The following is a 16,795-nucleotide window of genomic DNA, read 5'->3' as shown; positions in this document are numbered from 1 at the left end:
CATGCCAACAAACACCGCGCTCTGTGCTACGTCCTCACCGGCACGGCCTTCTCCTTCATCGCCATCACCTCGTCGCGCCGCACCCAGCGGCGGTACACGCCACGGTCGACCCGTTCCAGACCGAGCGCGGCGGCCTGAAGCGCGTCGCCGCCGGTGTACTCGACGAGCAACCGCGTCCCGTGCGCCGTGTGCACCAGAAAGGGAGCGCCACGCCACTCGCAGACCGTGGTCACATGCCAGATCGCGGAGCAGTCCGCCGCCGGCACTCTGCGCAGGAACCGGCCGGGGCCGATCTCCTCGAAGCCGTCCTCGGGCGCCGTGCCGTACAGGCGGATCCAGAGCCGGCCGCCGACGAGGTCCGGCGACGCCTCGTAGTCCGATTCGGCCCAGCGGGCCCGATACGACGGCTGCCTCACCCGCTCTCCACCAGGATCCAGCGGCCGTGGTCGGCGTCGTACCTCGCACGCGTACGCTCCTGGCCGTCGGCCCCCAGCTCCACGATCTCGGCGGCGTGGGGGAGAGCGACGGCGTCGACCTTGTACTCCCTGATGGTCTGACCCGCGTTCGCCACCAGGCCCATCCCGACGAACGGCGGCTCCTCGATCACCCAGCCCGCCACGGCCGCGCGGCCCGCCTCGTCGGTGCCGCCGTACGGGGTGCGATAGAGCTCCAGCCCGATCGCCGGCCAGCGCAACAGGTTGACCGTGCCCTCCGCGGTGAGCGCGTCCTCCTGGAGCAGTGCGTCGGCGAGGACGGAGGGCGTCGCGATGTGCGCGACGTCCAGGGCGTGATGGCAGTAGCCGGAGACCCGCGGGCGCTCGCTGTCCAGCAGTTCCTGGAGCCGCGCTACGGGGAGCAGTTTCTGCACGACCGGCAGGCCGCTGTCCGGCTCGGCCGCCAGGTCCTGCTCCAGCGTGGGCACCGCCAGCCGCGCGAGCGTACCCGGCTCCAGCAGGAACGACGGTTCGAGCCCTGGATTGACCGCCAGCCCCCAGCGCGGATCGGGCCAGCCCGCCGCCAGCTCGGCCAGCGAGAGGACCCGGAAGTGCCCGACGACGTCGTCGGTGGCCTCGCGCATCGCCTCCGCCGAGGTGTAGACCGCCACCCAGACCCGGTCGGCGCCCGTCACGGTGGGCCAGGCCACCTGCCGCTCGCCTCTGGCAGCGGCGTCGCTCACCGGGCAGGCGAAGTCGGCGAAACGTAACAGGGTGAGGCAGGCGGTCAGGTCCGCCCGCTCGTGCGCCTCCTGAAGCCGCTCCTCCAATGGCGTGGGTGCCCGCATGGCGACACAGTAGTGCGTTCACACCGGCTCCCTGTAGGTTGCGCGTGTGACGCAATGGCCGGTTGCCCGCACCCGCGACGAAGCTCTCGTGTACCTCGACCTGAACCCGTGCGCGTGCGGCTCAGTGGAGACCGAATGGGACAGCGGCGTACTGAGCATCGAAGGATCGCTGGTCAAGTGCTATTCGGGGGTTTGCGGAGGCTGCCGGACGGAGCGGGAGCACTACTTCGCGCTGCCCCGGCGCGAGGTGATGCCGAGAGACTGGCCGGCCTTCGGCGGCCCCGAACCCTCCCAGCTCCTCGACGCGGGGGAGTGGATGTGGCTCGCCGACTTCACCGCGAGCAACGTCCCCGAGGACGCGGCGAACGCCCGCCGCACGCTCTCCATGGCACGCGCGGCGGTGGAGGAAGTGCTGAAGTTCATCCCCGAAGGGCAGGACGACGTCCCCGCTGACGCCTTCTGGTCCGCGCGCGGGCAGGAGGTGCGCGACGCCGAGCCGCCCCGCTTCCGCCGCGACCGCCTGCTGGTCGTCAGGGACACCTACCGCGATCTCGCCGACCGGTAGCCCCGCATCGGGACGGTGAGGCGGCGGCTCAACGTCCGGACGGCGTGCCCACCGCCAGACTCAGGGCCGGGCCGCCGATGCGGCGCCAGGCAGCCGTGTCACGGGACCACTGGACGATTTCCGAGCGGTCAGCGGTCAGGACGTACACCTCCCGCCGGCCGACTCCGACCTCCGCGCCCGCCGCGCCGATGTCCTGCCAGCCCTGGCCGGTGCCCGGGCTCGCGGGGTCGGGAGACAGGACGCGCAGCCTCCTGCCCGACGGGTCGGTGGAGTAGAGCCCCGCGGCGCCCCCGTACAGGGTGCCCGCCGGGCCGGCCGCGTGCACCCAGGGCAGCACGGGGGCCGGTCGCTGGTCGGGCACCCAGCGGTTCACGGCTGTGCGTTCCGGATTGAGCCCGTACAGGTCGCCGCTGGTCAGCGCGAACGAGGCGCCGGCGGTGCCGACGAACTCCCAATCACCGGGCCGGCCCAGGTAGCGGAAGATCCGGCCGTCGTCCGGGTCGGTCGCGAACAGGCCGGGCTCGCCGCCGTACAAGCGTGCGGCAGGACCGCCTATCTGTGTCCAGGACGTGCCATGCCCGTCCCACACCCGCACGGCCTTGCGGTCCGCGTCGAGGCGGTAGACACCGGAGCCGCTGACCGCGACGTCCTGGCCCGCGTCGCCGATGGCTGTCCAGAGGCCGGGCCGTCCGCCGTACTTGAGGAGCCGGTTGCCCGTCCCGGCGGCGAACAGGCCCGCGGGCCCGGACCAGAGGCGGGTGGCGTTCTCGCCGATCCTGGTCCATCCGGTCGTGTCCGTGCCGCCCCATTGGAAGACACCCTGTCCGCCCGGTCCGGTGGCGAACACGGTGGTGCCGGTGTCAGGTGTACTCGCCGGGCCTGGCCAGGCGAGGGGGATGAGCAGCGCGAAGGCGACGAGTACCAGGCCACTGCCGGCGAAGAGCAGCGGGCGGCTGCGCCGGCGTGCCTTGGCGGGCGCCTCGCCCGCTTCCGCGTCCTTCGTGGACGAATCATCGCCGGATGACACGGAGACCGGCGGAGCATCCGCCGAGACCGGCACCGGCGGGGCCGCGGTCGTGGGGGTCGCCGGGTCGAGAGCCGCGGAGTGCAGTCGTGCGGCGGTCTCCATCCGCTGCCGGCGTGAGCGCTCATCCGCTGTGCGGTCCTCCACCAGCTGGACGAGCAGATCGAGCGGGATGATCTTCTCGCCGGCCCGGTACTCGCCCCACAACGTCTTGCCCACGGGGTAGCGCGCGGCGAGCTCACGGACGGTCGTCCCCTCGGTCAGCGTCAGCAGGAACTCCGCCAGCGCGTTCGCCTGCTCGGTGCTGCCTCTCGCCCGACCCTGACGTCTGCCCACTCTGCCGGTCACCGCAGTAGCCCCCTTCTCTCGCTCGAACCGTTGATCAGTGCAGCAGAAACGCTTGTCCGCGGACAATGCGTTGTCCGCACTTCATCAGCGATTTCATGCCGAACCGTTACGGACAACGGCCGGGCCTGCCAGCCTCGGACACTCCGGTGCTCAGACGCGTTGAAAGGATGTGAGGGGCATGCAGTGGGGTGGCGTTGCCGCCGCCGAGCCGGAGGGCGTGGAGACGGAGTGCGATCATTCGTTCGGCACCTCGTGGATCCATCGCGCCGCCGGACGTGGTTCCGTGGCTTCCGTGTCCACCGACCTGGTGCCGAAGCCCGACCGCCTCGCCTGGTGGGCGCACCTGTCCGCGCACGAGATCGTGCCGCTGGCCCTGTCCACCGAACACGCCGACGACTTCCGCGGCCGGGCGTACTCGGTCGACCTGACGGGCGCGCGGGTGGCGGAGTACGCGACCTCGCCGCTCAAGGGCCGCCGCACCCCGGCTCACGTCCGGCGCCACGACCCCGGCGGCTACTGGCTCTTCCTGGTCCACAACGGTCCCGTACGGCTGGAGCAGGGGCGCGACGACTCCGTGCTGGAGGCCGGCGACATCGCGTTGTTCAGCACCTCTCACCCCTTCGTCACGGAGTTCGCCGACACCGGCGAGCTGACCCGGCTGACGCTGATGTTCCTGCCGAAGGAGGCGCTGCCGCTCCCGCACGGCAAGGTGGACCGGCTGCTGGCACGCAAACTGCCCGCCAGGACCGGCATGGGAGCGATCCTGACCGGCTTCCTCGCCGGGTTGCGCGAGCAGGCCGCTGCCTGCCATCCGGCGGAGCTGCCCCGCCTGGGCACCATCGGCATGGACCTGGCCGCCGCGTTCCTCGCCGGTCATCTCGAGCCCGATCGCCCGCTCCCGGGCGGGAGCCACCACCGCGTGCTCGCCGCACGTATCGACGCCTACATCGACCGCCACCTCGGCGATCCCGGCCTGGGTCCGGCCGTCATCGCCGCGCACCATCACATCTCCGTACGCACCCTGCACGTCCTGTTCCAGCAGCGGCCTGAGACCGTCAGCGCCACCATCCGGCGACGACGGCTCGAACGCGCCCGAGCCGACCTCGCCGACCCGCGGCTGAGGGACCGGCCGATCGGCGAGATCGCGCTTGGCCGGGGCTTCAGGACCACCGCCGACTTCAGCCGCGCGTTCCGCGCAGCGTACGACCTGAGCCCTCGCGAACACCGGCAGCAGGCGTTCTCCGGCAGGCGGGAGACCACCCAGCTCGCCGGGCCCCTCGCGTGACGGCATGGGCCGCCATCACGCTGGACCGTCAAGGACGAGAACGGTGCGCGGCGCCGTGGCGATCGCCGTCGTCACGGCCATGGCCGTCGCCGGTTGCGGCATCACCGTGGACGAACGCCTGAGCCACCTGCGGGAGGCCGCACGCCGTGGCGCCGACGCCCGCCAGTGGCTTCGCAGCCGTGACGTCCCCATCGACGTCGCGCACTGCGAGCAGGTCTACGAGAGCAGCGGGGCCGGCGACGACCTGCCCGCCGACAACCCGGACGGCAGCATTTCCGAGGCGTGGAGGGAGCACGTGAAGGGCAACTTCGTGCAGGCGTGCCTCTACATCGGCTCATAGTTCTCCGCGAGGGCTTGTGAAGAGGAGCGTTGAAGCCGTAACTTGTCGTCTGTCGACAGACGACAAGATTGGCAGGTTCGATGTCCCCCGCACGTGACCGCAAAGGACTGCCGGAAGGCTTCGACAGTTCGGTGTTCCAGGCCCGGCGCTTCGCCGACGAGGTTGCCACGATCATCCGGCAGCTCATACTGTCCGGCCAGTTCGAGCCGGGCGAGCGGCTGAACGAGCTCAACCTGGCGGAGACGCTGTCGATCAGCAGATCGCCCATCCGCGAAGCGCTGCAGGCGCTGGCCGCCGAAGGCCTGGTGCGGGCGGTGCCGGGGCGCGGCATGTTCGTGGCCGCCTTCGACGCCGACACCTTCGACCAGCTCGTCGAGGTGCGGCAGGCGCTGGAGTGCAAGGCGGCCGCGTTGGCGGCGGAGCGGGCGGACGACGACCTGATCGAGGCGCTGGGGCGGCTGCTGGCCAGCACCAAGGAGGCGCTGGCCGACCCGAGCCAGCCCTACCCCCGCGACCTGGACTTCCACCAGCAGGTGCTCGACATGAGTGGCAACCTCAAGCTGGTGGAGACGGCCAGGAGCGTGGGGCTGCAGTTCCAGCTCGCCAGGGCGCGCTCCGGTGAGGCGCCGGCCCGCGCCAAGGCCGCCTATGAGGAGCACTTCCGCATCTTCGAGGCGATCCGGGCGCGGGACGCGGAGGCGGCAGGCGCGGCCATGCACGCCCACCTGGACGCTTCCCGCCAGAGCGTCAGGCAACTGCTGGACGGCGCCGCCGGTGACCGCAAGCGGGCGGCCGGTCGTGGCCTGCAGCTGGGCCGGCCGGAAGGGGAGCGGCCGTGAGGCAGGCCCGCATGGTCATCGACGGCCGCCCGGAGGACGGGACCGACCGGTTCGAGTCGATCAACCCGTACACCGGCGAGGCCTGGGCGACCGTGCCCGCGGCGACGGCCGGCGACGTCGACCGCGCCGTCGAGGCCGCTCGCGGGGCCTTCCGCGACACCTGGCGGACCACGCCGGGCCTGCAGCGCGCCCGCTTGATGACGGCCCTGGCCGACCTGCTCGAATCCCGCGCCGGCGACATGGCGCGGGCGGAGACCTGCGACAACGGCAAGGTCATCCGCGAGACGAGCAACCAGATGGTCTTCGCCGCGCGTAACCTGCGCTTCTTCGCCGGCTACGCCGACAAGATCTACGGCAGGACCGTTCCACTGGACCACCCCGGCATGTTCGACTTCACCCGCCGCCGGCCGTACGGTGTGGCCGAGCTGGTCACCGCCTGGAACTCGCCCATCGCGCTGCTGGCCAACAAGCTGCCCGCCGCACTCGCCGCGGGCAACACCGTGGTGGTCAAGCCGTCGGAGCACGCGTCGGTGACCACCTGCGAGCTGGGCCTGATGGCGATCGAGGCCGGGTTCCCGCCGGGCGTGGTCAACGTCGTCACCGGCGACGGCGAGGTCGGAGACTGGCTGACCGCGCATCCGGGCATCGACAAGATCAGCTTCACGGGTGGCAGCGCGACGGGCACCCGCATCGCCGAAACGGCCGCCCGCCGCCTGATCCCGCTCACCCTGGAGCTGGGCGGCAAGTCGCCCAACATCGTCTTCGACGACGCCGACCTCGACCGCGCGGTCGGCGGTGCCGTGGCGGGCATCTTCGGGGCGGCGGGGCAGACGTGCGTGGCCGGCTCCCGCCTGCTGGTGCACCGCCGCGTGTACGAGCAGGTGAGCGAGGCCGTCGTACGGCGGGCGGCCGCGATCCGCCTGGGCGACCCGCTCGACCCGGCCACCGAGATGGGCCCGGTGGCCAACCGTCCCCAGTTCGACCGGATTCTCGGCCTCATCGAGGCGGCCAGGGGCGAGGGCGCCGCCCTGCTCACCGGCGGGCGGGCCGCCGAGGGGCACGGCAAGGGCCTGTTCGTGCAGCCGACCGTCTTCGGCGACGTCTCGCCCGGCATGCGCGTCGCCACTGAGGAGATCTTCGGCCCCGTGCTGTCGATCATCCCGTTCGACGACGAGGACGAGGCCGTCCACATCGCCAACGACACCGACTACGGCCTGGCCGCCGGCGTCTGGACCCGTGACATCGACCGGGCGCATCGCGTCGCCGACCGGCTGGAGGCCGGCGCGGTCTGGATCAACACCTACCGCAGCACCGCCGCCCAGGCGCCCTTCGGCGGCGTCAAGCGCAGCGGCTACGGCCGCGAGCGCGGCGAGGAAGCGCTCGCCGAGTACACCTACGTCCAGAACGTCATGATCGACTACTCCGGCGCGGCCCGCGACCCGTTCTCCATCCGCACCTGAAACCTCGCGCAGCAGCCTCCTCACCCCCACAGCACCCCTTCATGGAGGTGACCCATGTCCGGACAGAGCCGACGCGTCGCACTCGCGACGCTGATCGGGACCACCGTCGAGTGGTACGACTTCTTCATCTACGGCACCTCGGCCGCCCTCGTCCTGAACAAGCTGTTCTTCCCCGAGTTCTCACCCACCGCGGGCACCCTGCTGGCCTTCGCCACGTTCGCCACCGGCTGGCTCGCCCGCCCCATCGGCGGCGTGCTCGCCGGGCACTTCGGCGACCGGCTGAGCAGGAAGACCATGCTCGTCGTCACCGTCATCGGGATGGGCGTGGCCACCATGCTCATCGGCCTGCTGCCGACCTACGCGAGCATCGGCGTGGCCGCGCCCGCGCTGCTGGTCACCCTGCGCGTGCTGCAGGGGCTGGCGGTCGGCGGCGAGTACGGCGGCGCCGTCGTCATGGCCGTCGAGCACGCCCGCGACGGCCGGCGAGGCCTGGCGGCGAGCTGGCCCCAGATGGGCGTGACCGCAGGGCTGGTGCTCGGCACCGCCGTCTTCTACGCCTTCTTCACCGGCATGTCCGAGGACGCCTTCCAGTCGTGGGGCTGGCGGGTGCCGTTCCTGCTCAGCTTCGTGCTGGTGCTGGTCGGCCTCGTGATCAGGATGCGGATCGTGGAGAGCCCGGCCTTCCAGGACGCGAAGCAGGCGCACACGGTGGTGCGCATGCCGCTGGCCGAGGTGATCAGGCGCCACCCCGGCAGGGTCGTGCTGCTGATCGCCGCGCACATCGCGCCCAACACCTACTTCTACACCTTCGCCACCTTCATCCTGACCTACGCCACGACCACGCTCGGCTACTCCACCAGCACCGTGCTCATCGCGGTCAGCGTCGCCGCGCTGATCGAGACCGGCACGCTGCCGGCCTTCGCCCATCTGTCCGACCGCCTCGGCAGAAGACCGGTCTACATCGGCGGCCTGGTCTTCCTCGCGGTGTGCACGTTCCCCTTCTTCTGGCTGATCGACGGCGGCTCGACCCCGCTGCTGTTCGCCGGTATCGCCGTCTGCATGGCGGTCGGGCACTCCGCCGTGTACGGCACCCAGGCGAGTTTCTTCTCCGAGCTGTTCCCGACCTCCGTCCGCTACACCGGTCTGTCGCTCGGCTACCAGGTGGCCGGCGCGCTGTTCGGCGGGCCGCTGCCGCTCATCGCCACCGCTCTCGTCACCTCGGGCGACGGACGGCCGTGGTTCTTCGCCGGGTACATGGTGCTCACCGCGGTGATCAGCGCGGTGGCCGCGTACCTGGCGCCCGAGACCTCACGGCTGCGCTTCACCGAACCGCAGCGGGTCTCCGACCCGGCGCCGAGCCGCTGACCTCACCTCCCGACGAAAGGAAGAACCCTTGTCCACCACGCAGACCGACGTCGTCATCGTCGGCGCAGGCAACGCAGGACTGGTGGCCGCGCTGGCCGCGCACGAGGCGGGCGCCCGCGTGATCGTGCTCGAAGCGGCGAGCCAGGAGGAACGCGGCGGCAACAGTCGCTTCTCCGGCGGCATCTTCCGCGCCGCCCACGACGGCCTCGACTCGATCCGGCCGCTGCTCACCGAGTCGGACGACAAGGTGCTGCCGCGGGTGTCCGTCGCGCCGTACACCCGGCAGCGCTACACCGACGACTGGCTGACCACCTCCATGGGCCGCCCGCCGCGCGAGCTGGTGGACACCGTCGTCGGCGACTCCTTCGAGACGCTCCAGTGGATGCGGGCCAAAGGCGTCGAGTGGGAGCTGACCGCCAACAAGCTCTTCGACCTCGACAAGCTCGACCGCGTCAACGTCATCCCGCCCGGCGGCGCGATCCGCGCCAAGGGCGAGGGCGTCGGCCTGATCGAGCGGCTGTTCGCCGCCGTCGAGCGGGCCGGCATCGAGGTCAGGTACGACGCCCCCGCCGCCGGCCTCATCACCAGGGGCGCCACCGTGGACGGGGTGCTGGTGCGCCGCGAGGACGGCTTCGACGAGGTACGCGGCGCGGTCGTCCTGGCCAGCGGCGGCTTCGAGGCCAACCCGGAGATGCGGCTGCGCTACCTCGGCCCCGGCTGGGACCTGGTCAGGGTGCGCGGCACCCGCTTCAACACGGGCACGATGCTCACCCAGGCGCTGCTGGCCGGGGCGCTGCCGGCGGGCCACTGGGGCGGCTGCCACGCCAGCCCGCAGGACGCCGCCCACCCGCCCGTCGGCGACCTGCGCATGACCGACAAGCTGAGCCGCTACTCCTACCCGTACGCCATCCTCGTCAACGCCGAGGGGCGGCGCTTCGTCGACGAGGGCGAGACCGAGGTCTGGCTCACCTATGCCAAGACCGGCAGCGCCATCATGCGCCAGACCGGGGGAGTGGCCTACCAGATCTTCGACCAGAAGACCGCCCACCTGCTGGAGCCCCGCTACCGCACCGGCACGCCCGTCCAGGCCGACACGCTGGAGGAGCTGGCCGAACGGCTCGGCCTGCCCGACGGCGCGCTCACCGAGACGGCCTCGGCCTTCAACGAGGCGGTCGCCGGCGACGCGGCGACCCGATTCGACCCGATGCGCCTCGACGGCCTCGCGGCCCGCCCGCCGGGACAGCCGCCCAAGTCGAACTGGGCCCAGACCTTGGACAAGCCCCCGTACGTGGCCTACGCCGTCACCTGCGGCATCACCTTCACCTACGGCGGCCTGAAGATCGACACACAGGCGCGCGTAGTGGACACGACCGGACGGCCGATGCCCGGCCTGTACGCCACCGGCGAGATCGCCGGCGATTTCTTCTACCACAACTACGCCGCGGGGGCGGGCCTCGTCCGCGGCGCGGTGTTCGGCAGGATCGCCGGACGGAACGCGGCGGCGCGAGCCGCGGGTGATGCCGGGTGAGCACCCTGCGCACGCTGGTCGGTTCGGGACGGCTGCTGGTCGTGCCCGGCGCCGCCAACGCCCTGACCGCGCGGGTGATCGAGGACTGCGGCTTCGAGAGCGTCTACGTCACCGGCGCGGGCCTGGCCAACACCCATCTCGGGGTGCCCGACATCGGGCTGCTGACCTTCAGCGAACTGGTCGCGCACGTGGCGGCGATCCGCGAGGCGGTGAGCGTGCCGCTCATCGTCGACGCCGACACCGGGTTCGGCAACCCGATCAACGTCCGCCGCACCGTACGGGACCTGGAGCGGGCTGGCGCCGACGCGATCCAGATCGAGGACCAGACCTTCCCCAAACGCTGCGGCCACTTCGCGGGCAAGAACGTCATCCCCGCCGAGGAGATGATCACCAAGATCCGCGCCGCCGTGGACGCCAGGCGCGACGACGACACGCTGATCGTCGCCCGCACCGACGCGCGCGCCGTGGCCGGCCTCGACGAGGCCTGCACCCGGGCCAACGCCTACCGCGACGCGGGCGCCGACGTGGTGTTCCTGGAGGCGCCGCGATCGGAGGCCGAGGTCGAGACGGTCGCGGCCCGGGTGCGGGGGCCGCAGATCATCAACCTCGTGCACGGCGGCGTCACCCCCATGCTGCCCGAGCGGCGGCTGCGGGAGCTGGGCTTCGCCATCGCCCTGCACGCCAACCTGCCGCTGCTGGCCGGGATCAAGGGCATCCAGGACGCCCTGCACACCCTGCGCGGGGGAACCGCGCCGGGGGAGTCGCAGCTCGCGAGCTGGGCCGAGCGGCAACGGCTGGTCAGACGGCCGGAGTTCGAGGAACTGGAGGCGCGCTACACCACTCAGGAAGGAACCCCGTGAGCATCAGACTCGGCTTCATCGGCCTCGGCGTCATGGGCGGCCCGATGTGCCGCAACCTCGTACGCCGCTCCGGCGTGCCGGTGACGGCGTTCGACCTGAACGCCGAAGCCCTGGACGCCTGCGAGGCCGACCAGGCCGGCTCGGCCGCCGAGGTGGCCCGCCGCAGCGACATCGTCTTCCTGTCGCTGCCCGCCGCACCCCACGTGGAGTCCGTCGTCCTGAACGACGTGCTGCCGAACGCCCGCCCCGGCCAGATCGTGGTGGACCTGAGCACCTCGCCCGTGGAACTGGCCCAGCGCCTGGCCGCCATGCTGGCCGGAGAGAGCCTCACCTTCCTCGACGCACCCGTCGCCCGCACCCGGCAGGCGGCCGTCGACGGCACGCTGAGCATCACCGTCGGCGCCCCCAGCACCGACGCCTTCGCCCGCGTCGAGCCGTACCTGCGCTGCATGGCCACCGAAGTACGGCACTGCGGCCCGCCCGGCGCCGGCGCGCTGATCAAGCTGCTCAACAACCTGGTCGTCTTCGAGACCGTCGTCGCCCTGGCGGAGGCGGTCACGCTGGCCCGCCGCACCGGGCTGGTCGGCGACGACACGCTCTTCGACGCGCTGGGGGCCGGGTCGGCGGCGAGCTTCGTGCTGGACAACCACGGCCGTAAGGCACTGCTGCCCAACACCCACCCGCGCGGCGCCTTCCCCGCCGCCTACATGCGCAAGGACATCGGGTACGTCCTCGACCTGGCCGAGCAGACCGGGGTGCGGCTGCCCGCCGGGAACCTGGCACACGACCTGCTCGGCGACGCCTGCGAACAGGGACACGCGGAGGCGTACCACACCGTCGTCGTCCGCGTGATCGAGCAGCAGCGGTGACGGCGACGCACGAGGTCTACGCCGTCAAGTTCGGCCAGCACCCCTCAGGCAAGCACGGAGAGTACTTCTACGGGTCCGCCGCCGAGCCGATGGACGAACCCGCGCAGCTCGACTACTTCGTCTGGCTCATCCGGTCGCCCGGCCAGGACATCGTGTTCGACGCGGGCTTCACCGCCGAGACCGCGGCACGCCGCCGCCGCGAGCACTGGTACGCGCCGTCGCGGGCGCTGGCCGACCTCGGCGTCGACCGCACGGCGGTGCCGTACGTGATCCTCTCCCACTTCCACTACGACCACGTCGGCGACGTCGAGGCGTTCACCGGCGCCCGGTTCGTCGTCCAGGCCAGGGAGATGGCGTTCTGGACGGGCCGGCACGCCGCCCGCCACGAGTTCCGCAGACTCGTCGAACGCGAGGACATCCAGCGGCTCGCCGGGTACGGGCTCGACGGGCGGCTGCTGTACGTGGACGGCGAGCGCGAGGTGGTGCCAGGCGTGCGGGTGCACCACGTCGGCGGGCACACCGCCGGGCTGCAGATCGTCAGCGTCGCCACCGCCCGCGGCACCGTCGTGCTGGCGGCCGACGCGGCCCACCTGTATGCCAACGTCGAGGACGACGCCCCCTTCGGCGTCCTCACCGACCTGCCCGCCATGTACGACACCTTCGACCTGATGCGCGGCCTGGCCACCTCGCCCGACCTCATCGTGCCGGGACACGACCCCGCCGTCCTGACCAGGTTCGACCCGGTCGACGGCCTCGACGGCCGGGCCGTCCGCATCGCCTGACGGGAGCCACCGTGAACGAACCGATCCCCGCCGTGCTGATGCGCGGCGGCACCAGCAAGGGCCTGTTCCTGCACGCCCGCGACCTGCCACCGCCCGGCCCCGGCCGTGACGCCCTCATCCTCGACCTGATGGGCAGCCCCGACCCGATGCAGATCGACGGCTTGGGCGGCACCCACTCCAGCACCAGCAAGGTCATCGTGGTCGAGCCCGGCCGCGACGGCGACGACGTGTGCTACTGGTTCGCGCAGGTCGGGATCGACCAGCCGATCGTGGACTGGTCGGGCAACTGCGGCAACCTCACCACGGCCGTCGGCCCGTTCGCGATCGACGAGGGACTGGTGGCCGCCGTCGAGCCGGTGACGCGCGTACGGCTGCGCAACGGCAACACCGGCGTGCGGGTGCTGGCCGAGGTGCCGGTGCGTGACGGGCGCGCCCGCGCCGACGGGGAGCACCACATCCCGGGCGTACGGCGGTCCGGCGCGCCGGTCGTCACCCGCTACCTCGATCCAGGGCGCGGCGAGGCGTCGTCACAGGTGCTCGACGGCTCGGCCGGGGTGACGATCCTCGACGTCACGCATCCGTACGTGTTCGCCTTGGCCCGCGACCTGGGCGTGGACCTCGCCGCCCCGCGGCCGGCCGAGCTGAACGGGGACGCCGATCTGCTGGTCCGGGTGGAGCGGTTGCGTGGCGCGGCGGCGGTGGCTCTCGGCCGCGCCACCTCCCCGGACCGGGCCGCCCAGGAGTCGCCGATCGTCCCGCGCATCGTCCTCGTCGGCGAGCCCGCCGACGACGGGCACCACGTGACGGCGCTCGGCGTCTCCATGGGGAAGATCCATCACACGCTGCCGATGACCGGCGCGCTGTGCCTGGCCGCCGCCGTCCGCCTGCCCGGCACCGTCCCGTCCGCGGTGGCGTCGGGTGTGACGGGGGAGGAGGTCCGCATCAGGCATCCGCAGGGGGTGGTCGAGGTTCTGGCCGACGTCGATCCCTCAGGCGGTTCGCCCGTCCGGTCGGTCGGCGTGACCAGGACCGCCCGCCGCCTGATGGCGGGCACGGTTCATCCGGCGGGCCCCTTCTAGATCGGCCGGCGCACAGGGCCTCGCCGGGCACCGGCCATTCGACGGCGACCACGCGGCCGAGTGAGGCCTGGGTGACGAAGAGGGTGCGCCAGTCGGGCCCGCCGAAGCAGACGTTGGTGACGTCCGGGTCGGCGAACCGGATGGTGTCCTCGACGGTGCCGCCGCCGGGGGCGACGACGAAGACGGCGCCGGAGCCGGTGCCGGCGACGAGCAGCCGGCCGTCACGGTCGAAGTACATGCCGTCGGGGAAGCTGCCGGGGCCGAGGTCCACGTAGGTGGTGGGTGCTCCGAGTGAACCCGGTGCGGTGAGGTCGAAGCGGTGGACGAGCCCGGTGCCGGTTTCGCCGACGAGCAGGGTCCGGCCGTCGGGGGTGACGTGCAGGCCGTTGGGGAAGCGCAGGCCGTGGTGGATCCGGCGGGCTGTGCCGTCCGGGCTGACGTAGCAGAGGTCGCCGGGCGGGGAGGTGGCGGCGGGGGCGCTGCCGTGCTCGTCGCGTTGCGCCCAGACGGGGTCGGTGAAGTAGTAGCCGCCGTGCTGGTCGAAGCAGAGGTCGTTCGGCGCGTTGAGCGGGATGCCGTCGATGGCGTCCAGCAGGGTGCGCACCTCGCCGCTCGGTGTGCTCGGCCTCTCGCGAGATCAGGCCCCGAGATCCTGGCCGAGCACCTCCCGTACGGCGTCGCCGAAGTCGCCGCGGCCTTGCGCGGGTCGTCCACCGGCAGCTCGTTGCCGGTGGACTGGTTGAAGCCGCGCAGGCAGCGCTCGCAGAAGCAGTACTCCTCGATCTCGGCCCGGGTGGTCCCGCCACCGGCACGTACGCGCTCGGCCTGTCCGTCCTCGGCCTTGTCGCCATCCTCGGCGGCCTGGCGCTGTTCCTGTACACCAGGATGCGGGGCTGACCTCCGGACCGGCGGTCAGCAGCCCACCCTCCGGCTGCTCAACGCGATGTCGTCCATCCACACGTCGAAGCCGGCGGGAGACGGGTTCGCCTGGTAGAGCTGCCACCCCACCTTGACGGTGTCGAACCGGGGAAAGACGAAGTCCACCGGATTGCCGCCGTGCTCCCGCGTCGACACGGTCAGCTCCGGCTTGGCCACCCCGTCGAACCACAGCGAGACCCGGTTGTCGGCGGCGTCCATCCGCCACTCCACGCAGGTCCAGGCCCCGGCGACGGACGGGGCGGTGGTCCGCCAGTTCGTCCAGTCGCCGGTGGGGCCGCCGTCCGCGCCCACGCCCCAGTACGCGGCTCCGCCGTGGGGCGGCGGCGCGTACTGGCCGCCGAGCGGGCGGACGATCTCCGGCCCGTCGCCGGTCGCCTCGACCAGCGTGTAGTGCGCCCAGTCCGGCGCGGCCGGGAACGCGGCGACCCGTAACCGTACGCGGCCGTAGAAGCTGTTGCCCGGGGCGGCGAAGTCATCCACCTTCAGGAACGCGCGGCCGTTGCCCTCGGTGTGCACGCGCAGCACCTTCTGCCCGCGCCGCCCGCCGGGCTCGACGGTGAGGGTGCCGTGCTTGGTGTCGATGCCCCAGCGCAGGCTGCTCGCGCCGCCGAGCGGCATGGCCTGGAAGTCCTCGCAAAACAGCAGGCTCGCTCTCGCGCACGTGCGCGCGTCCGTCTGAGCCGAGGCGGAGGGGGCCGCCGTCAGCGGAACCAGCAGGAAGGGCACAAGGGCGCGGGCCGGCCATGTACGCACGACGACTCCTTCATGAGGCGAATGTGGTGAGCGAAGGTAAGGTACGGCATTCAGCGTCGAGTGATGGGGTACGCGCGAAGGCCGTCGGCAACGGTGCTGGTGGAGGGGCTGTGGCTGGGGAAACTTTCAGCAAGAAGCTCCGCGGAAATGCGTTCCCTCGGGCAGCTGGACAAGGCCGTCGTCGATGGCCAGGAAACGTCGATGCTCTACGACGCCGACGGCGAACGGATGATCCGTCGTGATCCCGACGGCACGGCCACGCTCTATCTCGGCCCGATGGAGATCCGGACCAGTGACGCCGGCGTCAAGGCCACCCGGTATTACACCGGCCCGGATGGCGCCGTCGTCGCCATGCGTACCGGCACCGGCCTGAATTGGATGGCCTCGGGATTGCATGGCTCCACCCAATTGGTCATCGACGGCGTTTCCGGACAGGTTTCCCGCGAACGCTACCTGCCCTTCGGCCAGCGTCGCGGCATCGACGATCTGCCCTTGACGGACCGCGGCTTCCTCGGGAAGACCGAGGACGCCTCCACGGGTCTCGATTACCTGTCGGCCCGATACTACGATCCGTCCCTTGCCAGGTTCATCTCTGCCGATCCGCTGCTCGATCTTTCCAAGCCGCAATGGAGCAATCCCTACTCCTATGCCGGCAACAACCCCATCGGCGCGTCGGACCCGACCGGCCTGAAGGTCATCGACGACGCCGGCCCCGCCGACCCTTGCGCCAAGCCCAAGAGCACCGCCTGCAAGATCGAACGCAAGAAACAAGCAGAGGCCAGCGTCAAGGCCGCCATGGCCGAGGTCAACCGTCAACTGCAAGCCCTGCTGAATTCGATCATGGCGATCGCGAAGATCGCCGCCGATGAGTTGGGCATCACGGCGGGCATCAAGTGTTTCACCAGCGGCGACCTGGGGGCGTGCGGTGAGACCGCGCTGAACATTCTCGGCTCGCTCGCCGGGGGACTCGCGGGCAAACTGGCCGCCAAATACGCTCTGCCGTGGAAGTGGAAGAAGGCCTACGAACTCGGCAAGGCCATCTGGAAACACGCCGGCGACGCGATCAGCGCCTTCAAGAACTGGCTGCGGGCCAAGGACAAGCTGAAGACGGCGGAGAAGGCGAGAGAAGCCGCCGACAAGGCGGTCGCCTCCGTATGCGGAAGCAGGAACAGCTTCGTGGCGGGCACCCTGGTCGTCATGGCCGACGGCTCGGAAAAACCGATCGAGCAAGTCGCGGTCGGTGACGAGGTGCTCGCGACGGACCCTGTGTCGGGCGAGACGCGTCCCGAGCCCGTCATCGGCGTCGTCACCGGTGAGGGCGCCAAGAATCTCGTCCGGATCTCGGTGAACACCGACGGCGGCGGAGGGACGGCGACCGCGACCATCGTCGCCACCGCCGAACATCCTTCTGGCTTCCGGCGGACCGCGCATGGGTGACGGCCACGCGACTTCGGCCAGGCGTCTGGCTGCGGACGAG

General features: G+C 71.5%; 16 protein-coding genes and 1 pseudogene. 12 read left to right on the top strand and 5 right to left on the bottom strand.

Translation table 11 applies throughout. The annotated features are described in order from the left end of the window. Positions 1-26: 26 nt before the first annotated feature. The gene (locus ABD331_RS13975) at positions 27-416 is read right to left on the bottom strand and encodes a hypothetical protein (RefSeq protein WP_344474483.1); all 390 of its coding nucleotides are present in this window, start codon (positions 414-416) and stop codon (positions 27-29) included. Then, entirely contained in the window at positions 413-1,282 is an 870-nt protein-coding gene (locus ABD331_RS13970; RefSeq protein ID WP_344474480.1) for an SseB family protein, read from the bottom strand. The genes ABD331_RS13975 and ABD331_RS13970 overlap by 4 nt, the downstream gene beginning before the upstream one ends. A 46-nt stretch (positions 1,283-1,328) precedes the next feature. Between ABD331_RS13970 and ABD331_RS13965 the strand changes: the two genes are divergently transcribed. Beyond that, positions 1,329-1,847, top strand: coding sequence for a hypothetical protein (locus tag ABD331_RS13965; protein WP_344474477.1), 519 nt, complete (start codon positions 1,329-1,331; stop codon positions 1,845-1,847). A gap of 28 nt (positions 1,848-1,875) precedes the next feature. Here the strand turns inward: ABD331_RS13965 and ABD331_RS13960 are convergent, their stop codons facing one another. Further along, complete coding sequence (locus ABD331_RS13960) at positions 1,876-3,219, bottom strand: hypothetical protein (RefSeq protein ID WP_344474474.1); 1,344 nt, start codon at positions 3,217-3,219, stop codon at positions 1,876-1,878. Between the two features lie 292 nt (positions 3,220-3,511). On the opposite strand from ABD331_RS13960, the gene ABD331_RS13955 reads away from it, so the two are divergent. The 10 genes from ABD331_RS13955 (at position 3,512) to ABD331_RS13910 (ending at position 13,626) form a co-directional block, all read left to right on the top strand. After that, a complete protein-coding gene (locus ABD331_RS13955; protein ID WP_344474471.1) occupies positions 3,512-4,504 on the top strand; it encodes an AraC-like ligand-binding domain-containing protein in 993 nt (330 codons plus the stop codon). Positions 4,505-4,547: 43 nt separating this feature from the next. Then, a complete protein-coding gene (locus ABD331_RS13950) occupies positions 4,548-4,844 on the top strand; it encodes a hypothetical protein (RefSeq protein ID WP_344474469.1) in 297 nt (98 codons plus the stop codon). 80 nt (positions 4,845-4,924) lie between these two features. Then, positions 4,925-5,683: a GntR family transcriptional regulator gene (locus tag ABD331_RS13945; RefSeq protein WP_344474466.1), complete on the top strand. Its 759-nt coding sequence runs from the start codon at positions 4,925-4,927 to the stop codon at positions 5,681-5,683. Continuing rightward, a complete protein-coding gene (locus ABD331_RS13940; protein ID WP_344474463.1) occupies positions 5,680-7,143 on the top strand; it encodes an aldehyde dehydrogenase in 1,464 nt (487 codons plus the stop codon). Before ABD331_RS13945 ends, ABD331_RS13940 begins: the two co-directional genes overlap by 4 nt. Before the next feature lie 54 nt (positions 7,144-7,197). After that, positions 7,198-8,508, top strand: a complete 1,311-nt coding sequence (locus ABD331_RS13935; protein ID WP_344474460.1) for an MFS transporter — start codon at positions 7,198-7,200, stop codon at positions 8,506-8,508. A 28-nt stretch (positions 8,509-8,536) separates the two neighbouring features. Further along, positions 8,537-10,036 (top strand): FAD-dependent tricarballylate dehydrogenase TcuA, encoded by a 1,500-nt coding sequence (gene tcuA / locus ABD331_RS13930; protein WP_344474457.1) that lies wholly within the window; start codon positions 8,537-8,539, stop codon positions 10,034-10,036. Next, on the top strand, positions 10,033-10,896 hold the full coding sequence (locus ABD331_RS13925) for an isocitrate lyase/PEP mutase family protein (protein ID WP_344474454.1): 864 nt from the start codon (positions 10,033-10,035) through the stop codon (positions 10,894-10,896). Before tcuA ends, ABD331_RS13925 begins: the two co-directional genes overlap by 4 nt. Continuing rightward, positions 10,893-11,765, top strand: coding sequence for an NAD(P)-dependent oxidoreductase (locus ABD331_RS13920; RefSeq protein ID WP_344474451.1), 873 nt, complete (start codon positions 10,893-10,895; stop codon positions 11,763-11,765). The genes ABD331_RS13925 and ABD331_RS13920 overlap by 4 nt, the downstream gene beginning before the upstream one ends. After that, positions 11,762-12,547, top strand: a complete 786-nt coding sequence (locus ABD331_RS13915; protein WP_344474448.1) for an N-acyl homoserine lactonase family protein — start codon at positions 11,762-11,764, stop codon at positions 12,545-12,547. The genes ABD331_RS13920 and ABD331_RS13915 overlap by 4 nt, the downstream gene beginning before the upstream one ends. Before the next feature lie 11 nt (positions 12,548-12,558). Then, the gene (locus tag ABD331_RS13910) at positions 12,559-13,626 is read left to right on the top strand and encodes a PrpF domain-containing protein (protein ID WP_344474446.1); all 1,068 of its coding nucleotides are present in this window, start codon (positions 12,559-12,561) and stop codon (positions 13,624-13,626) included. A gap of 76 nt (positions 13,627-13,702) precedes the next feature. Here ABD331_RS13910 and ABD331_RS13905 read toward each other — a convergent pair. Together ABD331_RS13905 and ABD331_RS13900 are read right to left on the bottom strand one after the other, a co-directional pair. Continuing rightward, positions 13,703-14,233: pseudogene (locus ABD331_RS13905) on the bottom strand (SMP-30/gluconolactonase/LRE family protein); the annotation flags it as partial. A 305-nt stretch (positions 14,234-14,538) separates the two neighbouring features. After that, positions 14,539-15,318: a hypothetical protein gene (locus ABD331_RS13900; RefSeq protein WP_344474443.1), complete on the bottom strand. Its 780-nt coding sequence runs from the start codon at positions 15,316-15,318 to the stop codon at positions 14,539-14,541. Between the two features lie 147 nt (positions 15,319-15,465). Here ABD331_RS13900 and ABD331_RS13895 point away from each other — a divergent pair, with 147 nt between their 5' ends. Continuing rightward, the gene (locus tag ABD331_RS13895; protein WP_344474441.1) at positions 15,466-16,755 is read left to right on the top strand and encodes an RHS repeat domain-containing protein; all 1,290 of its coding nucleotides are present in this window, start codon (positions 15,466-15,468) and stop codon (positions 16,753-16,755) included. Positions 16,756-16,795 lie beyond the last annotated feature (40 nt).

The sequence above is a fragment of the Nonomuraea monospora genome (assembly GCF_039531895.1).
GTDB lineage: Bacteria > Actinomycetota > Actinomycetes > Streptosporangiales > Streptosporangiaceae > Nonomuraea > Nonomuraea monospora.
The sequence above is the reverse complement of the archived record's forward strand: the minus strand, read 5'-3'. Positions and strand labels throughout refer to the sequence as shown.